The following is a 20,471-nucleotide window of genomic DNA, read 5'->3' on the forward strand; positions in this document are numbered from 1 at the left end:
GCCCGCCTCCCCCTCCTTCACCCGCCCGATCGCCGTGCTGTCGCTCGCCGCCTTCGCCAGCCAGGCGCAGGTGCGGGCCGCCGACACCGTGCTGCCGCAGATCGCCGCGGACTTCGCCGTGACGGTCGGTGCCGCCTCGGTGGTGGTGTCGTCGTATCTGGTCGTGCACGGGACGCTGCAGCTCGTCAGCGGACCGGTCGGCGACCGCTTCGGTAAGTACCGCACCGTGACGATCGCGGCCGCCCTCGCCTCGCTCCTGGTGCTCGCCTGCGCGCTGACGAACACGCTCGCCGGGCTCACCGCGATGCGGCTCGCCTGCGGCGCCGCCGCCGCCTGCATCATCCCGCTCGGCATGGCCTATATCGGCGACACCGTCCCGTACGAGCGCCGCCAGCAGGTGCTCGGCCGCTATCTCGGCGGCCAGGTGATGGGCCAGCTGTTCGGCCAGGCGGCCGGCGGCATCGTCGGCGACGCGTTCGGCTGGCGCGCCGTGTTCGTGGTGCTGGGCGGCATCTTCATGGTGGCGGCGCTGGCGCTCGCGATCGAGGCGCGCCGCAATCCGCTCACGAAGGCGCGCGGCGACGACGGTCCGCGCATCGGCATGATCGCCGGCTACGGCATCGTGCTGCGCAACCGCTGGGCCCGCACCCTGATGCTGATCGTGTTCGTCGAAGGGGCGCTGATGTTCGGCGGGCTCGCCTATGTGGGCGCCGATCTCGTCGCCCGCTTCGGGCTGAGCTTCACGCTGGTCGGCGTGGTGCTCGGCAGCTTCGGGCTCGGCGGGCTGATCTATGCGAGCGCGGTGCGGGTTCTGGTCGGCCGGCTCGGCCAGGTCGGCCTGTCGATCGGCGGCGGCGCCACGCTCGGGCTCGCCTACGCGATCCTCGCGCTGACGCCGCGCTGGTGGCTCGCGCCGTTCGGCGTGATGCTGCTCGGGCTCGGCTTCTACATGCTGCACAACACCCTGCAGACCAATGCGACGCAGATGTCGCCGGAGGCGCGCGGCACCGGCGTGGCGCTGTTCTCGTCGTCGCTGTTCCTGGGCCAGCCGCTCGGGGTCGCCGTGTGGGCGCCCGTCTACGACCGCTTCGGCGCGCGTCCCGTGTTCCTGGTCACGGCCGTGCTGCTGCCGCTGATCGGGCTGTGGTTCGCGGCCAAGCTGCGCGGCCGCGCCCGGGCGGTCTGAGCCCGGCGGACGTCGCACACACAGGGGCGGGATCAGTTCCGGCCGCGGGAGACGCGCTCGATCTCGGCCCGGACCAGCCGCTCGACCATCTGCGGGAGATTGTCGTCGAGCCACGCCTTGAGCATCGGCCGCAGCATCTCGCGAACGAGGTCCTCCAGGGTGCGGGCGTTCTGCACCAGCACCGTGTGGGCGAGCGTGTTGAAGGCCGAATCGACCGCCGCCGAGGTGGTCGCCGACAAGAGCGGCCGCCCCTCCTCGACCGGTCTGGCCGGCGCCTCGTCCCAGCCGGCGCGCTCGCTGAACACGACGTCGGGCTGGCCGTCGACCTTGCGCAGGCCGGGCGGCGCCGTGCGCATCGATTCGGTGAGCTGCAGCACCTCGTCGACCGGCGCGCGGGCGACCGGGGGCGCGGGCGGTGCCGGCGGCGGAGGTGGCGGAGGCGGCGCCACGGCGACCGGCTCGGGGGCCGGCGGCGGCGGTGGCGGAGGCTGCTCCTCCTCGGGCTCCGGCTCGGGCGTCGAATCGAAGCTCGCGAACAGCGCGTCGATGTCGTCCTGGCTGTTGGTCGCGTCGGGCGCCTTGGCGGGCGCAGCAGGCGCCGGAGCGGGCGCCGGCGCGACGGCGACCGGTGCGGGCTTCGCCTCGGGCTTCGATTCGGCCTTGGCCGGAGCAGCGGGCTTGCTGGTGTCGTCGTCGGCGATGATCCGGCGAATCGAGGCCAGGATCTCCTCCATCGACGGCTCTTGCGCCTTTGCCGGTTGGTTCATGCGATCCGTTCCCGTTTCCGGTCGCTCCCGGTCGAGCCGACGATCAAAGGGGTCGAATCATCGCCCCGGAACTTTCACGCAGTATGAAGAGCATGCCGCCATCTGCAAGCAATCCAACGACATTACGCCCAGGTCGCTGCGTCCGCATAGTGCACCTGCACGCCCCGAGGGTCAGCGCCCGTCGGGCGTGCGGGTTCCGGCCCAGGCGTCACGAACCTGATGATAATGCGTGACCGGGTCGTAGATCGAGGTGGGCAGGCCGAGCACCACGGGCGACAGCCGCCCGACCGCCGAGAGCAGCGTGTAGGAGGCGACGACGCGGTCGCGCTGCGCCGTGACCAGCGCGACGCGGGCGTTGACCAGCTCCTGCTGGGCATTGAGGACGTCGAGCGTGGTGCGCTGGCCGACCCGGGCCTCCTCGCGCACGCCGTTGAGCGCGATCTCGGCCGCCGACACCTGCGCCTGGGTGGCCTCGATCTGCGCCTTGGCGGCGGTGAGCTGGCCCCATGCCTGGACGACGTTGGCCTGCGCCTGGTCGCGCGCCGTGTCGAGATCGAGCCGCTTCTGGCCGAGCGTCTCCTTGGCGGAGCGGATCTGGGCGTAGTTGGCGCCGCCCTGGTAGAGCGGCACCGAGAGCTGGCCGATCACCGAGGCGCTGAACTGGTTGGGGGTCGTCGGGCTGACGTCCCAGCTCTGCTGCACGTTCGCGGTGGCGGTCAGGGTCGGCAGCAGCGTGCCCTCGTTGATCTTGACCTGCAGGGCCTGGACGTCGATGCCGAACATCGCCGCCGTGACGCTCGGGTTCTGGGCCCGGCCGGTGTCGACCGCGGCCGGCAGCGTGCCGGGCGACAGCCTGTCGACCGGCGTGGCGGCCGCGAGCTTGCCGGGCTCGACACCGATCACCTGGCGATAGGTCGCCTTCGAGGACGTGTAGTTCGATTCGGCCTGCGACACCTGCGAGCGGCCGGCGGCGAGACGCGACTCGGACTGGGCGACGTCGGTGCGGGTCACCTCGCCGACCGCGAAGCGGTCGCGGGTCTGGCGGAGCTGCTCCTGCAGCACCTCGACGTTGCGTCGCTGGAGATCGAGGATCGCCGTGTCGCGCAGCAGGTTCATGTAGGCCGTGGCGCCGTTGAGCAGGACGTTCTGCTCGATCAGCCGCAGCGTCTCGCGCGCCGCCGAGACCTGGCCCTCGGCCTGACGCACGCGGTTGCCGGTCTGGTAGCCGTTGAACAGCGTCTGCGTGCCGGTGATGCCGACACCACGCGGCGTGAAGTCCCCTTCGGTGACGACCGTGAGGCCGCCCTGCTGATTCTCGGTCCGCTGATACTGGCGGCCGACGCTGGCGCTCGCCGAGATGCTCGGCCGGTAGCCGGACAGCGCGGTCGGGACGTTCTCGTCGGTGGCGCGGACGATGGCGCGCTGCGAGTTGAGCTGCGGGTTGTTCTGATAGGCCTGGGCGAGCGCCCCCGGCAGCGTGTCGGCGAGCGCCGACCCGGCGCCAGCCGCCAGTGTCGCGGCGATCACCGCTGCACCGAGCCGCTGCCGATACCTCGTCGCCACCTGCATGACCAACCCCGACCTCACGACACGCATTTGCCTCCCGGCGCTAATCACGCCGGAGCGGCATCAGAATAGGAACCGGTCACTGCGGTGGGAACCCCGGCGGCGAAAAAGATGCGCGGTGGCGCAATCGCGCCACAGCCCGGGCTACGCCAAATTTCCGTCAGAAAACAAAGGTCGGCGGGGTGACAAAGGCGGGCAGAACGGGCGCCGCGGCATCGAACACCGGCAGGCCGCTGGGCTCGCGATTAACCGACCGGTAGAGAATCACCTCGCCGGGCGCCTTGGTCCCGACCACGGCGATCAACCGGCCGCCTTCGGCGAGCTGGGCGAGCAGCGGGCGCGGCACGCTGTCGACCGTGCCGTTGATCAGGATGGCATCGTAAGGGCCGTCGGCCGGCCATCCGGCCTCCAGCGGGCCGGCGACCACGCTGGCATTGGCGACCCCGGCGGAGGCGAGCAGCTTCGACGCCGATTCGGCGAGCGCCGGCGTCTCCTCCAGCCCGACCACGCGGGCGGCGAGGCGGGCGAGCACGGCGGTCGAGTAGCCGGTGCCGCAGGCGATATCGAGCACCCGATCGGTCTCGGCGAGCTCGAGCGCCTGGATCATCCGTGCGAGCACCATCGGCTTGAGCAGGCAGCGGTCGGGCTTGCCGTGGGCGACCACGGCCACCGGCAGGTCGCCGTCCATGTAGGCCATCGCCGCCTTGGCGGCCGGGACGTAGTGCTCGCGCGGCACCTCGAGCAGCGCCGTGACGAGGCTGCGATCGGTGACGCCGTTCGGTCGCACCTGGTTGTCGACCATCTTGCGGCGTGCGGCAGCGAAATCCATGGGTGCGGCTCCGCTTGCGTCCCCGGCCGGACGCGGACGGCGGTGTTGTGGAACAGGCCCCCGGAAAAGGCAAGGCGACCCTGTTCTGCGGCGTCGCCCTGCCGGTTTGCCACGTCCCTCGGGTCGCGTCGGCGCACCGGTTCGGCCATGCTGCGGCGGCTGGTGACGACGACGGAGACCCCCGCGTGTCGGTCCTGACCCATCTCGCCGCGGCGCTGGAGCCGCTGATCCGGGACTACGGCGCCGGCGCCGTGGCCGTGATCATCCTGTTCGAATCGTTCGGCGTGCCGCTGCCCGGCGAGACCCTGCTGGTGTTCGCCTCGGTGTTGGCCGGGCGCGGCGAGCTGTCCCTGCCGACCCTGATGGTCGGGGCCTGGGCCGGCGCCGTCGCGGGCGACAATGTCGGCTACCTGATCGGCCGCTACGGCGGACGCGCCCTGGTGCTGCGATTCGGCGCGGCGATCGGGCTCGACGCGGCGCGGCTCGCGACCGTCGAGGCGGCGTTCGCCCGCTGGGGCCCCGTCACCGTAGCCGGTGCCCGATTCGTCGCCGTGCTGCGCCAGCTCAACGGCATCGTCGCCGGCACGCTCGGCATGGAGTGGCCTCGCTTCCTGGTGTTCAACGCGATCGGGGCGGCGCTGTGGGTCGGCGCCTGGATGACGCTCGGCTACGTCGCCGGCGAGCATGCCGACGCGCTGCTCGGCACCGCCCGGCGGTTCTGGCCGGCCTTCGCGATCACGGTCGCGGTCGTGGTGCTGGTGGGCGGCGCCGTCTGGTGGCGACGCCGGACCGGGTGACCCGCGCGACGGCCCGCGGGCGCGCCGCACTACGCCGGGGTCAGCGCAGGAACGGGTTGGTCGCCCGCTCGTGGCCGATCGTCGAAGTCGGCCCGTGGCCGCACACGAAGGCGAGGTCGTCGCCGAGCGGCAGCAGCTTCTCGGTGATCGAGCGGATCAGCGTATCGTAGTCGCCGCCCGGCAGGTCGGTGCGGCCGATCGAGCCGCGGAACAGCACGTCGCCGACCAGCGCAAAACCCTGGCTGCGGTCCACATAGGCGACGCTGCCGGGCGAATGGCCGGGGCAGTGCAGGATCTCGAGCGTGAGCTCGCCGACCGACACGGTCTCGCCCTCTTCGAGCCAGCGATCCGGCACCATGTCGCGGGCCTCGATGCCGTAGCCGCGACCGGTCTCGGCAAGGCGCTCCAGCAGGAAGAGGTCATCGCGATGCGGGCCGGTGATCGGCACGCCGAGGCGCTCCTTCAGCTCGGCGGCGCCGCCCGCGTGATCGATGTGGCCGTGGGTGAGCCAGATGCCCTCGACCGCGATGCCGGCCTTGGCGATCGCCGCCTCGATCTGGTCGAGATCGCCGCCCGGATCGACCACGACGCCCTTCTTGGTCGCCTCGCACCACAGGAGCGTGCAGTTCTGCTGAAAGGGTGTGACGGGAACGATGGCGGCGCGGGCGCGGGTCATGGAAGGTCCTCGATGCGCGTCTCGGGCGCCGCGGCGCGGTCCACCAGCCACAGGACCGGCCCGACGGAGCGCACGTGCGCCGCCGGCAGGTCGTCGCCGGCGATGACGCGCGACAGCGCCGGACGCTTGTCCGGTCCGGCGACGATGAACAGCAAGGCGCGGCTCGACGCAAGCGCCGGCAGGGTGAGGCTCACCCGCGGCACGTGTGGCGGATGGCCGGCCTCGTCGACGCCGACCACCCAGCGGGCGCCCTCCTCCGCGGCGGGCTGTCCCGGGAACAGCGAGGCGACGTGGCCGTCGGCCCCCATGCCGAGCAGCACGAGGTCGAACAGCGGCCGAGCGGGGTCGAGCCGGTCGGCACCGTAGTACGCGGCGAGCGTTCCGGCATAGGCGTCGGCCGCCGCCTGCGGCGTCGCGGCGTGCGTCGGCATCGCGTGGATGCGCTCGGGGCGCACGCCGGCCGGGCCGAGCAGCGCGTCCTGCGCCTGCGCGGCGTTGCTCAACGCGTGCCCGGCCGGCACGAAGCGGTCGTCGCCGAAGAACCAGTCGATGCGATCGACCGGGATTTTTTCACGCAACGGCGTCGCGGCCAGCGCCTGATAAATCGGCACGATGGTCGAGCCGCCGGTGAGGCAGACGGCGCCGCGCGCACCGATTCCCGCGAGGATCGCGGCGATGCGCTCCGCCGCGGCGGCGACGAGGGCGTCGCGGGAGTCGAATATGGTGAGGTCGTGGAGAGTCATCTGATCATCTCGATCCTGTCGTCCCGGGGCAGCGCGTCTGCGCCGAGCCCGGGACCCATACCGCCTGTCTCTCGTGAGCCACCGACACCGGGGGTATGGATCCCGGGCTCGCGGACCTCGCGGTCCGCGCCCCGGAATGACCGCGACCCTGGATGCCGCGCAGCCCAACGTCACCCGCAGATCGGGCGCCAGCGGCGGCCGTGGTCGCCGACCAGACGATGCGCCTCCTCCGGGCCGTCGGTGCCGGCCGTGTAGGTCGCGAGGCCATCCCGACCGGCCTGTTTCCAGGCGTCGAGGAACGGCTGCACGGCGCGCCAGCCCGCCTCGACGCCGTCGGCGCGCTGAAACAGGATCGCGTCGCCGATCATGCAGTCGTAGATCAGCGTCTCGTAGCCGGTCGACGGCGCCGCCTCGAAGTGATCCTTGTAGCGGAACGTCATGTCGACGCCGTCGATGGCGACCGACGGGCCCGGGACCTTGGCGTTGAACTGCAGCGAGATCCCCTCCTCCGGCGCGATCCCGATGGTGAGGAAGTTCTCGGTGAGATGCTCTACCGGCATGTGGCGGAACATCGACAGCGGCGCCTGCTTGAACTTGATCGCGATCTCGCTTCGCCTCGCGCACAGCGCCTTGCCGGTGCGCAGGAAGAACGGCACCCCGGCCCAGCGCCAGTTGTCGATCGTGAGACCGAGCGCCACATAGGTCTCGGTCGTGCTGCCGGGCGCGACGTCCGGCGTCGCGCGATAGTCCGGCACCGTCTCGCGTCCGGCCGTCCCGGCGAGATACTGGGCCCGCACCGAGCGCCGCAGCGCCTCATCGGTCGTCTCGATCTTGATCTCGTCGAGCACGGCGGCCTTGGCGCTGCGCACCGCGCGCGCGTCGAAGCGCGACGGCGGTTCCATGGCGACCAGCGACAGGAGCTGGAAGAGATGGTTCGGCACCATGTCGCGCAGCGCGCCGGTCGCGTCGTAGAACTTTCCGCGCCGGCCGACCGGCAGCGTCTCGGCGACCGTGATCTGCACCTGGTCGATGTGATCACGGTTCCAGATCGGCTCGAACAGGCCGTTGGCAAACCGCATCACCATGATGTTCTGCACCGTCTCCTTGCCGAGATAGTGGTCGATGCGGAAGATCTGGTGCTCCTCGAACACGGCGAGAAGCTCGCGGTTGAGCGCCTGCGCCGAGGCGAGATCGGTGCCGAACGGCTTCTCCACGATCAGCCGCCGCCACGCGCCGTTCTCCTCGGCCGCGAGCCCGGTGCGGCCGAGCGCGCGGGCGATCGGCGCGAAGGCGGTCGGCGGCGTCGCGAGATAATAGAGCCGGTTGCCGCGGGTGCCGCGCTTCTCCTCGATCGCGCGCAGCCGCTCGGCGAGGCGGTCGAACGACGCCTCGTCCTCGGGGCCGCCCTGCACATAGGTGACGCAGGCGAGCAGCCGCTCGACCACGTCCGGCTCGACCTTTCGAGTGGCGAACTTGGACAGCGCCTCACGAAGGCCTTCGCAGAAGGCTTCGATCGACATCTCGGCGCGGGCGACGCCGACGATGGAGAACGCCTCGGGCAGCAGGTTTGCCGCGGCGAGATTGTAGAGGGCCGGCACGAGGAGCCGGTGGGTCAGGTCGCCTGACGCACCGAACACGACGAAGCAGCACGGGTCCGCCGGGGGAACGATCCGCGCGCCGTTCTTCGCCGTCACGCTTCGACCTTCTTGGCCGACGCCGTCGGCGCCACAGGCTGCTGCGCCAATGCCTTGGCCTCGATGTGACCACCAAAACCCTGCCGCATCGCCGAGAGGATTTTTTCGCCGAAGGTGTGATCACGTCGCGATCTGAACCGCGCATAGAGCGCGGCGGAGAGCACGTCGGCCGGCACCGCCTCGTCGACGGCCGCCATGATGGTCCACCGCCCCTCGCCCGAGTCCTCGACATAACCCGTGTAGTCGCCGAGCTCGGCATCGCGGGTGAGCGCCGAGGCGGTGAGGTCGAGCAGCCACGACGTGATCACGCTGCCGCGCCGCCACGTCTCGGCGATGTCGGTGAGGTCGAAGTTGAAGCGCTCCTCCTTGGGCAGCGCCTCGGAGCCGGCGTTCTTCAGGATGTCGAAGCCCTCCGCATAGGCCTGCATCAGGCCGTACTCGATGCCGTTGTGGATCATCTTGACGAAATGCCCGGCCCCGCTCGGTCCGGCGTGCAGATAGCCGCGTTCCGGCCGGCCGTCGCGGTCGGCGCGTCCGGGCGTCGCCGGGATGTCGCCGGCGCCGGGCGCCAGCGTGGCGAAGATCGGGTCGAGCCGCTTCACCACCTCCTTGTCGCCGCCGATCATCATGCAGTAGCCGCGCTCGAGCCCCCACACGCCGCCCGAGGTGCCGACGTCGACATAGTGGACGCCGCGCTGCTTGAGCCAGCGGGCGCGGCGGATGTCGTCCTTCCAGAACGTGTTGCCGCCGTCGATGACGACGTCGCCGGCGGAGAGCAGGCCGGACAGCGTCTCGATGGTGCCCTCGGTGATCGGGCCGGCCGGCAGCATCACCCAGACGACGCGCGGCGCTTCGAGCTTCCTGAGCAGATCCTCGATGTCGCCGGCGCCGACCGCGCCGTCGCTCACCAGCGCCGAGACGGCGCGTGCGTCACGGTCGTAGACGACGGCCGAATGGCCGTCGCGCATCAGCCGGCGCACGATGTTGCCGCCCATCCGCCCGAGCCCGATCATCCCGATCTGCATCGCGTGCTCCTTCTCCATCAGGGTGGTCGTTCCGGACGAACCTAAGTCCCGCTCGGAACAGCGATCGACGACATCCACGCCCTGAACCCGATCCGTCATCCTGAGGTGCTCGTGCCCGGCGACGACAGTCGCCGAGCACGAGCCTCGAAGGATGCCGGCCTCCGACTCCCAAACCGTCGCCCTTCGAGGCCCGGCTTCGCCGGGCACCTCAGGGTGACGGTGAGAGTTCGTGTTTCGTGGCTCCGGTGTAGCGACTTCTTTCCAGCTCCGAGCGGTCAGCTCAGCGCCTGCTCCACCGCCGCGGCGAGGGCCGAGAGGCCTGCCCCGACGTCGGTCTTGATGTGGATGCGCAGCGCCCGCCGGCCGCGCTCGGAGAGCACGCCGAAGTCGCCGCGCGCCTGCGCCGCCTTGACGATGCCGAAGCTCGCGGTCTGCCCGGGGATCGCGAGATCGGGATGATCGTCGGCCGTGATCTGCAGGACGACGCCGGTGTCCGGGCCGCCCTTGTAGGCCTGACCGGTCGAGTGCAGGAAGCGCGGGCCGAAGCCGACGCAGGTCGCCACCGTCTTGTGCGCCCGCACCGCGAGCCGCATCGCCTGCAGGGTCCCGATATGGGCGGGGTTGCGGGCCACGTAGGCGAGCAGCGCGACGTAGTCGCCCGGCTTCACCCGGGCGAGATGCGCCTTCAGCCAGCTCGCCGGATCGGCCCCGGCACCAGCCGCGCGCAGCGCCTCGGCGTTCTTCGGATCGGTGAAGACGTCGAACGAGCCGCTCGACGCCACCGGGGTCTCGGGCGGCAGCTTGCCGGTCGCCTCGAACGCCGCGGTGAGCTCGCGAGTCTTGATCTTGGAAGCTTCCACGTCGGGCTGGTCGAACGGGTTGATGCCCATCACGGCGCCGGCCACCGCGGTGGCGATCTCGAAGCGGAAGAACTCTTGGGCGATGGCGGCGCGGTCGCGCAACGTGATGCGCACCACCGGGTGGCCGGCGTGCTCCAGCGCCTTGATCTCGGCGTCGTGCGGCGAGGCAGCATCCGAGGCGAGCCGCAGGTCGACGAAGATGCGATCCTTGCCGTAGCACACCACCGAGCCGAGCGGCTCGCCGTCCACCGGGATGATCGCCTTGCCGTTCTTGCCGGTCGACTCGGCGACGAGCTGCTCGGTCCAGGCGCCGAAGTCGGCCAGCGCCGGCGAGGCCAACATCGTCATCTTGTCACGTCCCGCCTTGGCGGCGAGCCCGAGCACGAGGCCGAGCTGAACGCCGGGATTGGCGGCGGGGGGCACGTCGGGCCCGCAGGCGTGCACCATCACGTCGGCCGAGTCGAGGAAGGCCTCGACGTCGATGCCGGCGGCGGCCGCCGGCACCAGGCCGAACGGCGACAGCACCGAGTAGCGGCCGCCGATCGTCGGCTCGCCGTGGAAGATTTTTCGGAAGCCGTCGCGCGTCGCCACCTTCTCCAGCGACGAGCCCGGATCCGTCACGGCGACGACGTGGCTGCCGGCCTTGTCGCCGACCGTCTTCTTCAGCCGGTCGAAGAAGTAGGCGAGCATCACGTTCGGCTCGGTGGTGGAGCCCGACTTGCTCGACACGATGACCAGCGTGGTGGCGAGCTTCACGGCGGCTTCGGTGGCGCGCACCTGCGCCGGGTCGGTCGAGTCGAGGATGCGCAGCTTCGGGAAGCCGGGCTGCGGCCCGAACACCTCGGCCAGCACCTCCGGGCCGAGGCTCGAGCCGCCCATGCCGAGGAGCAGCACGTCGGTGAAGCCCGAAGCCTTCACGTCGGCCGCGAAGGCCTGGTAGTCGGAAAGCTTCGCGCGGCCCTCGACCGTGCCGGTCAGCCAGCCGAGCCACTTCGCCTCGTCGGCGCCGGTCCACACGCTCGCGTCCCTGGCCCACAGGCGACGGATCAGGCCGCCGGCGCGCCAGCGCTCCGTCTCCTTCGCCACCGCCTCGGCGAGATCGCGCGGCAGCGCGATCGCCTGCGCGTTGATGCGGTCGCCGAGCACCTCGGCGCGCTTCTGGGCGACGGCGCCCAAGAGCTTGTCGGCGGCGTCGGCGAACAGCTGCACGCCCTCGGTGACGAGCTGGTCCGTGACGGCGTCGAGCGAGATGCCGAGCCGGTCGAGCGCGGCGAGCGCCGCCTCGGCCTCGTCGACGCCGCGCTGCAGGGTCGCGGCCGGGGTGCCGTGGTCGCGGAAGGCGTCGAGCGTCGCCGGCGGCACCGTGTTGACGGTGTCGGGTCCGATCAGCTCGTCGACATAGAGAACGTCGCTGTAGGCCTTGTTCTTGGTGCCGGTCGACGCCCACAGGAGCCGCTGCGGCCGCGCGCCTTTGGCGGCGAGGGCCTTCCAGCGCGCGCCGACGATCATCTGCTCGTAGCTGCGATAGGCGAGCTTGGCGTTGGCGATCGCAATCTCGCCGAGGAGCTCCTCGATGCGCGCCTTCTCGGCCGGGTCGGTCGCGGCCGCCGCCTTCGCCTCGAGCTGCGCATCGACGGCGCTGTCGATGCGGCTGACGAAGAAGCTCGCGACGCTCGCGACCTTCGACACGTCGCCGCCCTTGGCCGCGAGGTCCTCGAGCCCGGCCATGTAGGCGTCGGCGACCTCCTCGTAGACGCGGCGGGCGAACAGGAGCGTCACGTTGACGTTGATGCCCTCGCCGATCAGCGTGCGCACCGCCGGCACGCCCGGCGCCGTGCCCGGCACCTTCACCATCAGGTTCGGCCGGGCGACGTCGGCCCACAGGCGCCGCGCCTCGGCGACGGTCGCCTCGGTGTCGAGCGCCAGATAGGGCGACACCTCCAGGCTGACATAGCCGTCGGCTCCGCCGGTGGCGTCGTACACCGGGCGCAGCACGTCGGCCGCCTTCTGGATGTCGGCGATCGCGAGCGCCTCGTAGAGATCGACGACGCTGCGGTCGCCGTCCGACAGCGCCGCCCGGATGGCGTCGTCGTACTCGGACGAGCCGCCGATCGCCTTCTCGAAGATCGCCGGGTTGGAGGTGACGCCGCGGACGCCGTCGTCGGCGACCAGCCGGGCGAGGTCACCCTTCTCGACGAAGCCGCGGGCGACGAAATCGAGCCACACGGCCTGACCCTGGGCGTGCAGCGCTTTCAAAAGGGACATGATCCAGATCCACGGTTTACGGATGCCGGCCGGCCCGACGACGGACCCGACGTCCGCCGCGGCCGGGGCGGCGCGAAGCTCGGGCCGATCTTAGACCTTCGGGCGGACGCCACAACGACTACCCGGGCGATATTGGGTCCGCGACCGCGGCGCGGCCAGGGTCTCCGGGCGGCCTGCCGGCGCGGCCCGGTCACGCTTCCGCGAGAACGGCTTCGAGCGCCCGGGCGAGGCTTTCGGAGCGGAACGGCTTCTGGACGACCGGCCGGTCGGCCCAGTCGGGCGCCAGCCCGTCGACCCCGTAGCCGGTGGTGAAGACGAAGGGGATGCCGCGGGCCCGCAGCCGCTCGGCGACCGGATAGACCTCGACCCCGTCGAGATTGACGTCGAGCACGGCGACGTCGGGGGCCTCCTCGTCGAGCGCCGCGAAGGCGTCCTCGATGCAGGCGACGTTGCGCACGACCTTGCAGCCGAGCTCGCGCAGGACGTCCTCGATGAGGAACGAGATGATGGCCTCGTCCTCGACGATGAGGACGTTCAGACGACCGAAGCTCGGATAGGACGGGTCTTCGTTTTCGTCCGACATCATCCCGGCGTCGACGACAATGGAATATCCATCGTACATCGCAGCCCGGAGGGATCCCAGTCAAGCACGGTGGTGCCGTGCAACTGGCGCGCGAGGCCCTCGCGGACGAGCCGCGAGCCGAAGCCGGCCTGGGCGGGAGGCTTCTGCACGGGCGGGCCGCCGCGCTCCTCCCAGACGATCCGGACGGTCGGCACCTCGCCGCGGTCCTCGACGCTCCAGGCGACCGTGACGTGGCCGGCCGCGACCGACAGCGCGCCGTGCCGGGCGGCGTTGGCGGCGAGCTCGTGGAACACCAGCGAGAGGGTGAGGGCCGCCTGGGCGCCCAGCCGGATGGTGTCGCCGGCGGCGCGCAGCCGGTCCGGGCGACCGCCGCAGTTCGGCCCGACGGCGCTCTCGACGATGGTGCCGAGATCGATCGGCTCCCACCGGCCGCGGGTGAGCTGGTCGTGCGCCCGGCTCAGCGCGACGAGACGGCCCTCGAAATCGTCCTGCGCCTCGCGCGGCAGGCCGCATTTGCGGATCGTGTGATCGGCGAAGGACTGCACCGTCGCCAGCGCGTTCTTGACCCGGTGATTGAGCTCGTTGAGAAGCGCGCGTTGCTGATGGTCGGCGCGCTTGCGCTCGGTGATATCCTGGAAGCAGCCGACGGCCCCGACCAGAGTGCCGTCCTCGGTGATCGGCTCGACATTGGCGAGCACGATGGCCCGCCCGCCGTCGGAGCGCTCCAGCACGATCTCGCGGTCCCGCACCGGCTGGCCGGTGCGCATGAACTGGCCGACCGGGGTGTCGGCGAGGCCGAGGTGGTGATGGGCCGGGTCGGTGTCCCGCACCGCGCGTGGCGGCCAAGCGGCCGGGGAGTCGTCGGTCACCACCGGAGAGCGGCCCCACATCTCGGCCGCCCGGCGGTTGCAGTGGACGATCGCGCCGGCGCCGTCGCAGAGATAGGCCGCGACCGGGAGCGCGTCGAGCATCTCCTTCCAGGAGCTGAGCTTTCCGGATGCGACCGGGGATCCTCGACCGCCTACGGCGGGCATGCTCACAGCGGCATCCATTCGGTGTCCTTCACGGGGCGCGATCCTGGCAGGACCATGGCCGCGCCGACAACGCGCCAGCCCGGAAATGGTTCCATCTCCGGGCCACCCCTTAGCCGCCGGCTTAATCCTATTCGGCGGGGACGATCCGGGGGCCGGAGGACCGCTCGGCCGGCGCGTCGAGGTCGCCGTCGGCGTTGCGACCGATCTCGGCGCGCCACGGCCGCCACAGCTCGAGCCCGATCAGCACCGCGACCAGCGCGGCAGCCAGCGCCAGCGCGCCGCTCCAGTACGGGACGCCGAGCAGGTCCGCGAAGGTGATCTTGCCCTGCCCCTGACCGAGGAACGTCGTCTTGAGCCACGGCTCGGCATACGAGAAGGTCACGGCCCCGGCGAGACCGCCGACGAGCGTGAAGATCGCGTCGCGATAGCCGGCGCCGATCTGGGCGAGCGTCGTTCCCGGGCAGGCGCCGGCGAGCGCGATGCCGATGCCGAGGATCAGGCCGCCGACCACGTCGGCGGCGTAGAGGGCCGCCTTGGGCTGCAGCTTGACGATGCCGAGCCCGTGCAGGACGGCGAGCACCACGGCGCCGGTCGCGACCGCGGTGAGGAACATCTTGAGCATGACGAAGCTGCGCATCTGCATCTGCCCGACGATGATGCCGGGCTCGAAGACGCGCCCCTTCTCCAGCAGGAAGCCGAACACCACGCCCATGGCGAGACCGACCGGCACGGCGACGAACAGCGACATGGAACTCTCCTCCTCTCGGATCGTCCGGACGGATCAGATGCGGCGCAGCAGCAGCATCGCGGTGGCGATGCCGCCGACGAACATGGCGGCGACCGCGACGGTCGAGCCGACGGCGAGCTGGGCGACTCCGGAGAGCCCGTGGCCCGACGTGCAGCCGTCGGCGAGGCGCGCTCCGAACAGCATCAGGAAGCCCGCCACGAAGGCGACCGCGCAGCGCACCGGACGCGACGGGGTGCCGAGCGCCCGCGTCCAGATCGGCGACACGCCGCGGCGCAGGGAGCCGGAGAGAAACGCCGACAGGAAGGCGCCGATCGCGACGCCCACGACGAGCGCCACCTGCCACCAGTTCTTGGCGGTCGCGGCGACGTGCTTGGCCACATAGTCGATCTTCAGGATCGACGGATCAACGAGCCCGGCGAGGGTGCCGCCGATCGTGACGAAGGACGACGAAGCGCCGAGCGCGGTGTCGATCAGCAGGAAGGCCGGGATCTGCAGGAGGCCGATGAGGGCCCCGGCGACATAGGGCGACCAGGCACGGTCGGTGAGCGCGATCATGCGAAATGCTCCGGGAGTGCGGCGCACCGGCTGCGCCGTCCCGGACACTTTCTCATATTCGCAATTATGAAATCAAGGGCGCCGTTATGAAGGCTGTCGACCCGGCGGCGGCGTGCGCGAAGACCCCGGCGGGCGCCGCAGCGAACCTCAGGGGAACCGCGGAAGCCTGACGCCCAGATCGGGATCGAGATCGGCGCTCGGCGACCGACCGAGAGGCAGTTGGGGCGCGACCGCGTCGGGGGCTCGCGTCTCCGTCGACACCCGCAGCCGCCCGACCGCGAGCGTCACCCGCGCGACCATGGCGCCGTCGTCGGCATCCGGGCTTGTCGTATCCAGTCGGGAGCCGAGCATGGAAATGCCTCCCGTGCGCACGAGGAGCGCGCGCACGTTCACGTCGTTCTGCATTGTCTACGGAAGCCGGCGCCGGGGAACGCCTCACATCGTCACGACACACCCGAGAACCGGCAGGATCACGTTAACCATTCGTTAGAGCGTGAATAGTCCGTTCGACTGCGATTCGTAAGACCACGCAACGTTATTGGGTGATCTTCCATCAAGAGCCCTGATGGTGCGAAGCAGCGAACGCGCCGCGACGTGACGTGACGTGACGCGCTCCGCCGCGGCCGAGCTCGTCAGTCCTCGTCGGGCGCGTCCTCGATCGGATCGTAGCGGGTCGCGTCGAAGCCGAGCAGATTGAACGACTGCACCATGTGGGGCGGCAGCGGCGCCGTGACGTCGATGACGCCCTGGCGCGGATGCGGAATCACCAGACGCCGCGCCATCAGATGCAGGCGATTCTGGATGCCGCCCGGCAGCTCCCAGTTCTCGATCGAGAAGTATTTCGGATCGCCGACGATCGGATGGCCGATATGCGCCAGATGAGCACGGAGCTGATGCGTGCGCCCGGTCACCGGCTTGAGCGACAGCCATGCGAGTCGCTGCGCCGCCGTCTCCACCACGGCGTAGTAGGTGACGGCGTGGCTCGCCCCCTCCTCGCCGTGCTTGGCGATACGCATCACGCTCTCGTCCTCGCGCTCCTCCTTGATCAGGAAGGTCGAGATGCGGCCCTGGCGCGGCTTCGGCACGCCGGCGGCGAGCGCCCAGTAGACTTTCCGGGCCGAGCGCGAGCGGAAGCTGCCGGCGAGCGTCGAGGCGGCGAAGCGCGTCTTGGCGATCAGCAGGCAGCCGGCCGTGTCCTTGTCGAGCCGGTGGACGAGGCGCGGCCGCTGGCCGCGCTGATCGCGCAGCACCTCCAGCATGCCGTCGACATGGCGCGTCGTGCCGGAGCCGCCCTGCACGGCGAGCCCCATCGGCTTGTTGAGCACGAGAACGTCGGCGTCCTCGTAGAGCGTGATCGACTTCAGGAAGGCGCGGGTCTTCTCGTCGGCCTCGGACGACGCGCCGGAGGTCTTCGGGGCGTCGAGCCGCAGCGGCGGCACGCGCACCGACTGGCCCTCCTCCAGACGGTCCTTGGTGTCGACGCGCTTGCCGTTCACCCGCACCTGGCCTTTGCGGACGATGCGCTGGATGTGACTGAACGACAGCCCCGGGAAATGCGCCTCGAAGAAGCGGTCGACCCGCATGCCGGATTCGTCGGCCGTGACAACCAGGGTCTGCACGGCCGTCGGAGGCGGAGCGCTCGACTCGACCTCGGTCTCGGGCGCGGCGTCGGACGCCTCGTCGCGATCGACGGTGTCGCGCTCGAACCTCTCGCGCGCGTCGGTGTCACGCTCGCGCCGGGGGCGCGGAGCCGCGTCGCGCGCCGCCGCCGGAGGGCGCGCGCGAGCCGGGCGTTGCGGGCCCTCGCGATCGTCGCGACGCTCCGGACGGGCCCGGCCGCCGCGCGGCCGCTCGCCGGGAGACCGCGCGTCGTCGAAACGACGCTCGGCGAACCGACCCTCCTCGCGACGCTCGTCGAAACCCTCGTCGAACGCCGGCGCCTCCGGCTCCGCCTCCCGGCGCTTGCCGGTCTTGATGAAGCGCCGGTCGGGCGCGGCACGCTCCTTCTTGTTGCGGCCGGTGAGCGGACGGTCGTCGCGGCGGAACTGGCCGTAGCCGGCCTTCTCCCGCCCCTCGTCGCGATCCCGGCGCGGCCCGCGGCCGCCCTCGCCGGTGGCCCGCTTGCCGCCGAATCCCGTCCCGCCCGGCCGGCTCGCCCCGCGGGTGCCCTTCGGTTTGTCGCCCGGCCGCCCTGCGTCACCCGGCCGGCCCGAGAACTTGCCGCCGCCGAACTTGCCGGGGCCCTTCCCCGGGCCTCCGGCGCGGCCACGCCCCGGCTCTCCCCGTCCCGGCCCGCCGGCGCGGTCGTGATCACGCGGTCCAGAGATCCGCCGTCCGCCGCCGGGCTGCCGCGGTCCACCGCTTCCTCGTGCCATGTCCTACCTCGGATCGGATGAATGCGGGGGCGCGAGCGCGTCCCCCGGATGACCGTACGCGACCGCTCGAGCCGGACCGATGCCGACAGCCGAGGCGACGGTGCCGTGCCTGTTGAACGCTGGTGTCGCGAATTTCGACGCGTTGAGCAAGCACCGGAATGGTCGGGCTGTCCGGCGCTCCGGCCGCCGGGCGCCGCGGGGGCCCGACCGCCCCCTCTCGTGTCGCCGCCCCGCATGGGCTAGGACTCGGGGCGATGCCTGCCCGTACCCCCCTGGCCACGCCCCTCGACATCCGCCGGGCGCGACGCCTCTGGCTCGCCGCCCAGCGTCTCGATCGCCGCGCCCCCTTCGGCGACGACGCCGTGGCGACCCGCCTCGCCGTCGAGCATCTCGGCTACGTGCAGATCGACACGATCCACGTGATCGAGCGCTGCCACCATCACATCCTCTACACTCGCATCCCGGCCTATCGGCGCAGCCACCTGCAGCAGGCCCAGAGCGTCGACAAGAACGTGTTCGAATACTGGACGCACGCCCTCTCCTACGTGCCGACCCGCGACATGCGGTTCTTCACGGCGGCAATGAAACGCCATCGCGCCGCGCCGGGCGGCTGGTTCGGCCCCGCGAGCCCGCAGGAGATCAGAACGATGCTCGCGCGCCTGCGTGCCGAGGGGCCGCTGACCATGCGCGACATCGACGACGACGTGCTGGTCGACAAGGTCCATCCATGGGCGAGCCGCAAGCCGTCAAAGCGCGCGCTGCAGACCGCCTTCTTTTCCGGTCAGGTGACGATCTCGGCGCGGACCGGGATGCTGAAGACCTACGACCTGATGGAGCGGCACTTCGGTTTCGAGCGGCTGCCGCGACCGGCGTCGGAGCGCGAGACGATCGCCTACCGGCTCGACCGCGCGCTGCGCACGCAAGCGCTCGTGAGCCTCGATTCGATCTGCCACCTCGACGCCGCCAGCAAGCCAGTGGTGCGGAGCCTGATCGAGACGCGTCTGCGCAAGAAGGAGCTGGTGCCGGTGGTCCTCGCCGGCGCCGAGAAGGTCGAGCACTGGGCTCGTCCTGACACGCTCGACGCCGCGACGGACGGCGCCGAGCCGACCGTGCATCTGCTGTCGCCGTTCGATCCGCTGGTCATCCAGCGCAAGCGGCTGAAGCTCTTCTTCGGCTACGAGCACCGGTTCGAGGCCTATGTGCCGAAGGACAAGCGCGTGCTCGGCTACTTCGCCCTGCCGGTCCTGGTCGACGACGAGGTGGTCGCGGCGATCGACCTCAAGACCGACCGCTCCGCCGGCAAGCTCCTGGTGCAGCAATGGACCTGGGTCGGCCGCGGCGCCGCGCGGGCGCACAAGCGGCGCGTCGAGGAGGAGCTGCATCGCTTCGAGCGCTTCCAGCTCGCCCGCGAGGAGCCGATTCTCAGCCCCGCTCCCGACGCAGCTTCGCCCACCACTCCAGACGTTTCCTGATCTCGCGCTCGAAGCCGCGCTCGACCGGACGATAGAACTCCTGGCGTCCCATCGCCTCGGGGAAGTAGTCCTGGCCCGAGAAGGCGTCCGGGGCGTCGTGGTCGTATGCGTAGCCCGCGGAGTAGCCCTCCTGCTGCATCAACTTGGTGGGCGCGTTGAGGATGTGCTTGGGCGGCAGCAGCGAGCCGCCCTGCTTGGCGGCCCGCATCGCGGCCCCGTAGGCCTTGTAGGCGGCGTTCGACTTCGGCGCGGTGGCGACGTAGATCACGGCGTTGGCGATGGCGAGCTCGCCCTCCGGGCTGCCGAGGAAGTCGTAGGCGTCCTTCGCCGCGTTGGCGACGACCAGCGCCTGCGGGTCGGCGAGGCCGATGTCCTCGACCGCCATGCGGACGATGCGGCGGGCGAGAAACAGCGGGTCCTCGCCGGCGTCGACCATGCGGCAGAACCAGTAGAGCGCCGCGTCGGGATCGGAGCCGCGCACCGACTTGTGCAGGGCCGAGATCAGGTTGTAGTGGCCGTCCTGGCTCTTGTCGTAGATCGGCGCGCGGCGCTGGACGATCTCCTTCAGCGTCGCGAGGTCGAACACCTCGTCCTTCCGGGCGGCGCGCCAGACCTCCTCGGCGAGCGTCAGCGAGGCGCGGCCGTCGCCGTCGGCCATGCGGATCAGCGCGGCCCGCGCATCGGCGTCGAGCGGCAGCGGCTTGCCCTCGACCGCCTCGGCCCGCGCCAGGAGCTTTTCAACTGCGGCCGGATCGAGCGAGCGGAACACCAGCACGCGGGCGCGCGACAAGAGAGCGGCGTTGAGCTCGAAGCTCGGATTTTCGGTGGTCGCGCCGACCAGCACGACGGTGCCGTCCTCCATCACGGGCAGGAAGGAGTCCTGCTGGGCGCGATTGAAGCGATGCACCTCGTCGACAAACAGCAGCGTCCCCTGCCCCGTCTCGCGCCGCTCGCGGGCGGCGTCGAAGACCTTCTTCAGATCGGCGACGCCGGAGAACACGGCGGAGATCTGGACGAACTCGAGGTCGGTCGCGTGCGCCAGCAGCCGCGCCACCGTGGTCTTGCCGGTGCCGGGCGGGCCCCAGAACACCAGCGAGCCGAGCGAGCGCGTCTCGATCATCCGGGTCAGCGCGCCGTCCGGCCCGAGCAGATGATCCTGCCCGACGACCTCGGCGAGCGATTGCGGCCGCAGCTTGTCGGCGAGCGGACGCGGCGCGTCGTGATCGAGGCCGGCGGCCGCGAACAGCGAGGGGGAGTCGGGCTTCTTGGCGCGAGTGGCCATGCGTCCTTCTCGAC

The 20,471-nt window shown here is 71.1% G+C and carries 18 protein-coding genes; 3 read left to right on the plus strand and 15 right to left on the minus strand.

The window, feature by feature from the left end; genetic code table 11:
- A partial coding sequence (locus CCR97_RS06615) for an MFS transporter (protein ID WP_201159397.1) occupies nt 1-1,186 on the plus strand: 1,186 nt, incomplete at its 5' end.
- Between the two features lie 32 nt (nt 1,187-1,218).
- Here CCR97_RS06615 and CCR97_RS06620 read toward each other — a convergent pair.
- The 3 genes from CCR97_RS06620 to CCR97_RS06630 all read right to left on the minus strand — a co-directional run bounded on the left by CCR97_RS06620 (nt 1,219) and on the right by CCR97_RS06630 (nt 4,348).
- The gene (locus CCR97_RS06620; protein ID WP_111356526.1) at nt 1,219-1,953 is read right to left on the minus strand and encodes a PopZ family protein; all 735 of its coding nucleotides are present in this window, start codon (nt 1,951-1,953) and stop codon (nt 1,219-1,221) included.
- 171 nt (nt 1,954-2,124) lie between these two features.
- Nucleotides 2,125-3,549 (minus strand): TolC family outer membrane protein, encoded by a 1,425-nt coding sequence (locus CCR97_RS06625; protein ID WP_244670312.1) that lies wholly within the window; start codon nt 3,547-3,549, stop codon nt 2,125-2,127.
- Between the two features lie 130 nt (nt 3,550-3,679).
- Nucleotides 3,680-4,348 (minus strand): protein-L-isoaspartate O-methyltransferase family protein, encoded by a 669-nt coding sequence (locus CCR97_RS06630; protein ID WP_111356528.1) that lies wholly within the window; start codon nt 4,346-4,348, stop codon nt 3,680-3,682.
- Between the two features lie 185 nt (nt 4,349-4,533).
- Here CCR97_RS06630 and CCR97_RS06635 point away from each other — a divergent pair, with 185 nt between their 5' ends.
- Nucleotides 4,534-5,145, plus strand: a complete 612-nt coding sequence (locus CCR97_RS06635) for a DedA family protein (protein WP_201159398.1) — start codon at nt 4,534-4,536, stop codon at nt 5,143-5,145.
- A gap of 40 nt (nt 5,146-5,185) precedes the next feature.
- Here CCR97_RS06635 and CCR97_RS06640 read toward each other — a convergent pair whose 3' ends face one another.
- From CCR97_RS06640 to CCR97_RS06690, 11 genes are all read right to left on the minus strand, one after another.
- A complete protein-coding gene (locus tag CCR97_RS06640; protein WP_111356529.1) occupies nt 5,186-5,821 on the minus strand; it encodes an MBL fold metallo-hydrolase in 636 nt (211 codons plus the stop codon).
- Entirely contained in the window at nt 5,818-6,564 is a 747-nt protein-coding gene (gene pgl, locus CCR97_RS06645; RefSeq protein ID WP_111356530.1) for a 6-phosphogluconolactonase, read from the minus strand. The genes CCR97_RS06640 and pgl overlap by 4 nt, the downstream gene beginning before the upstream one ends.
- Nucleotides 6,565-6,734: 170 nt before the next feature.
- Nucleotides 6,735-8,258, minus strand: coding sequence for a glucose-6-phosphate dehydrogenase (gene zwf, locus CCR97_RS06650; protein ID WP_111356531.1), 1,524 nt, complete (start codon nt 8,256-8,258; stop codon nt 6,735-6,737).
- The gene (gnd, locus tag CCR97_RS06655) at nt 8,255-9,283 is read right to left on the minus strand and encodes a phosphogluconate dehydrogenase (NAD(+)-dependent, decarboxylating) (RefSeq protein ID WP_111356537.1); all 1,029 of its coding nucleotides are present in this window, start codon (nt 9,281-9,283) and stop codon (nt 8,255-8,257) included. Before gnd ends, zwf begins: the two co-directional genes overlap by 4 nt.
- Before the next feature lie 275 nt (nt 9,284-9,558).
- Entirely contained in the window at nt 9,559-12,408 is a 2,850-nt protein-coding gene (locus CCR97_RS06660) for a bifunctional transaldolase/phosoglucose isomerase (protein ID WP_111356532.1), read from the minus strand.
- A gap of 190 nt (nt 12,409-12,598) precedes the next feature.
- Entirely contained in the window at nt 12,599-12,994 is a 396-nt protein-coding gene (locus tag CCR97_RS06665; protein WP_244670313.1) for a response regulator, read from the minus strand.
- Nucleotides 12,991-13,962, minus strand: a complete 972-nt coding sequence (locus CCR97_RS06670; RefSeq protein WP_170145761.1) for a sensor histidine kinase — start codon at nt 13,960-13,962, stop codon at nt 12,991-12,993. Before CCR97_RS06670 ends, CCR97_RS06665 begins: the two co-directional genes overlap by 4 nt.
- A 190-nt stretch (nt 13,963-14,152) precedes the next feature.
- Nucleotides 14,153-14,773, minus strand: a complete 621-nt coding sequence (locus tag CCR97_RS06675; RefSeq protein ID WP_111356534.1) for a YeeE/YedE thiosulfate transporter family protein — start codon at nt 14,771-14,773, stop codon at nt 14,153-14,155.
- A 33-nt stretch (nt 14,774-14,806) separates the two neighbouring features.
- Nucleotides 14,807-15,328 carry a YeeE/YedE thiosulfate transporter family protein gene (locus CCR97_RS06680; protein ID WP_201159399.1) on the minus strand — a complete coding sequence of 174 codons (522 nt, stop codon included), beginning with the start codon at nt 15,326-15,328 and terminating at the stop codon, nt 14,807-14,809.
- Nucleotides 15,329-15,475: 147 nt separating this feature from the next.
- Nucleotides 15,476-15,733, minus strand: coding sequence for a hypothetical protein (locus tag CCR97_RS06685; protein WP_170145762.1), 258 nt, complete (start codon nt 15,731-15,733; stop codon nt 15,476-15,478).
- 227 nt (nt 15,734-15,960) lie between these two features.
- Nucleotides 15,961-17,304 carry an RluA family pseudouridine synthase gene (locus CCR97_RS06690; protein ID WP_338049061.1) on the minus strand — a complete coding sequence of 448 codons (1,344 nt, stop codon included), beginning with the start codon at nt 17,302-17,304 and terminating at the stop codon, nt 15,961-15,963.
- 653 nt (nt 17,305-17,957) lie between these two features.
- Here CCR97_RS06690 and CCR97_RS06695 point away from each other — a divergent pair.
- The gene (locus tag CCR97_RS06695) at nt 17,958-19,175 is read left to right on the plus strand and encodes a winged helix-turn-helix domain-containing protein (RefSeq protein WP_111355841.1); all 1,218 of its coding nucleotides are present in this window, start codon (nt 17,958-17,960) and stop codon (nt 19,173-19,175) included.
- Here the strand turns inward: CCR97_RS06695 and CCR97_RS06700 are convergent.
- Nucleotides 19,126-20,457, minus strand: a complete 1,332-nt coding sequence (locus CCR97_RS06700) for a replication-associated recombination protein A (RefSeq protein ID WP_111355843.1) — start codon at nt 20,455-20,457, stop codon at nt 19,126-19,128. The two genes, CCR97_RS06695 and CCR97_RS06700, sit on opposite strands and share 50 nt — an antisense overlap.
- Between the last annotated feature and the right edge of the window lie 14 nt (nt 20,458-20,471).

It is taken from the genome of Rhodoplanes elegans (assembly GCF_016653355.1).
In the GTDB taxonomy this organism is placed as follows: Bacteria; Pseudomonadota; Alphaproteobacteria; order Rhizobiales; family Xanthobacteraceae; genus Rhodoplanes; species Rhodoplanes elegans.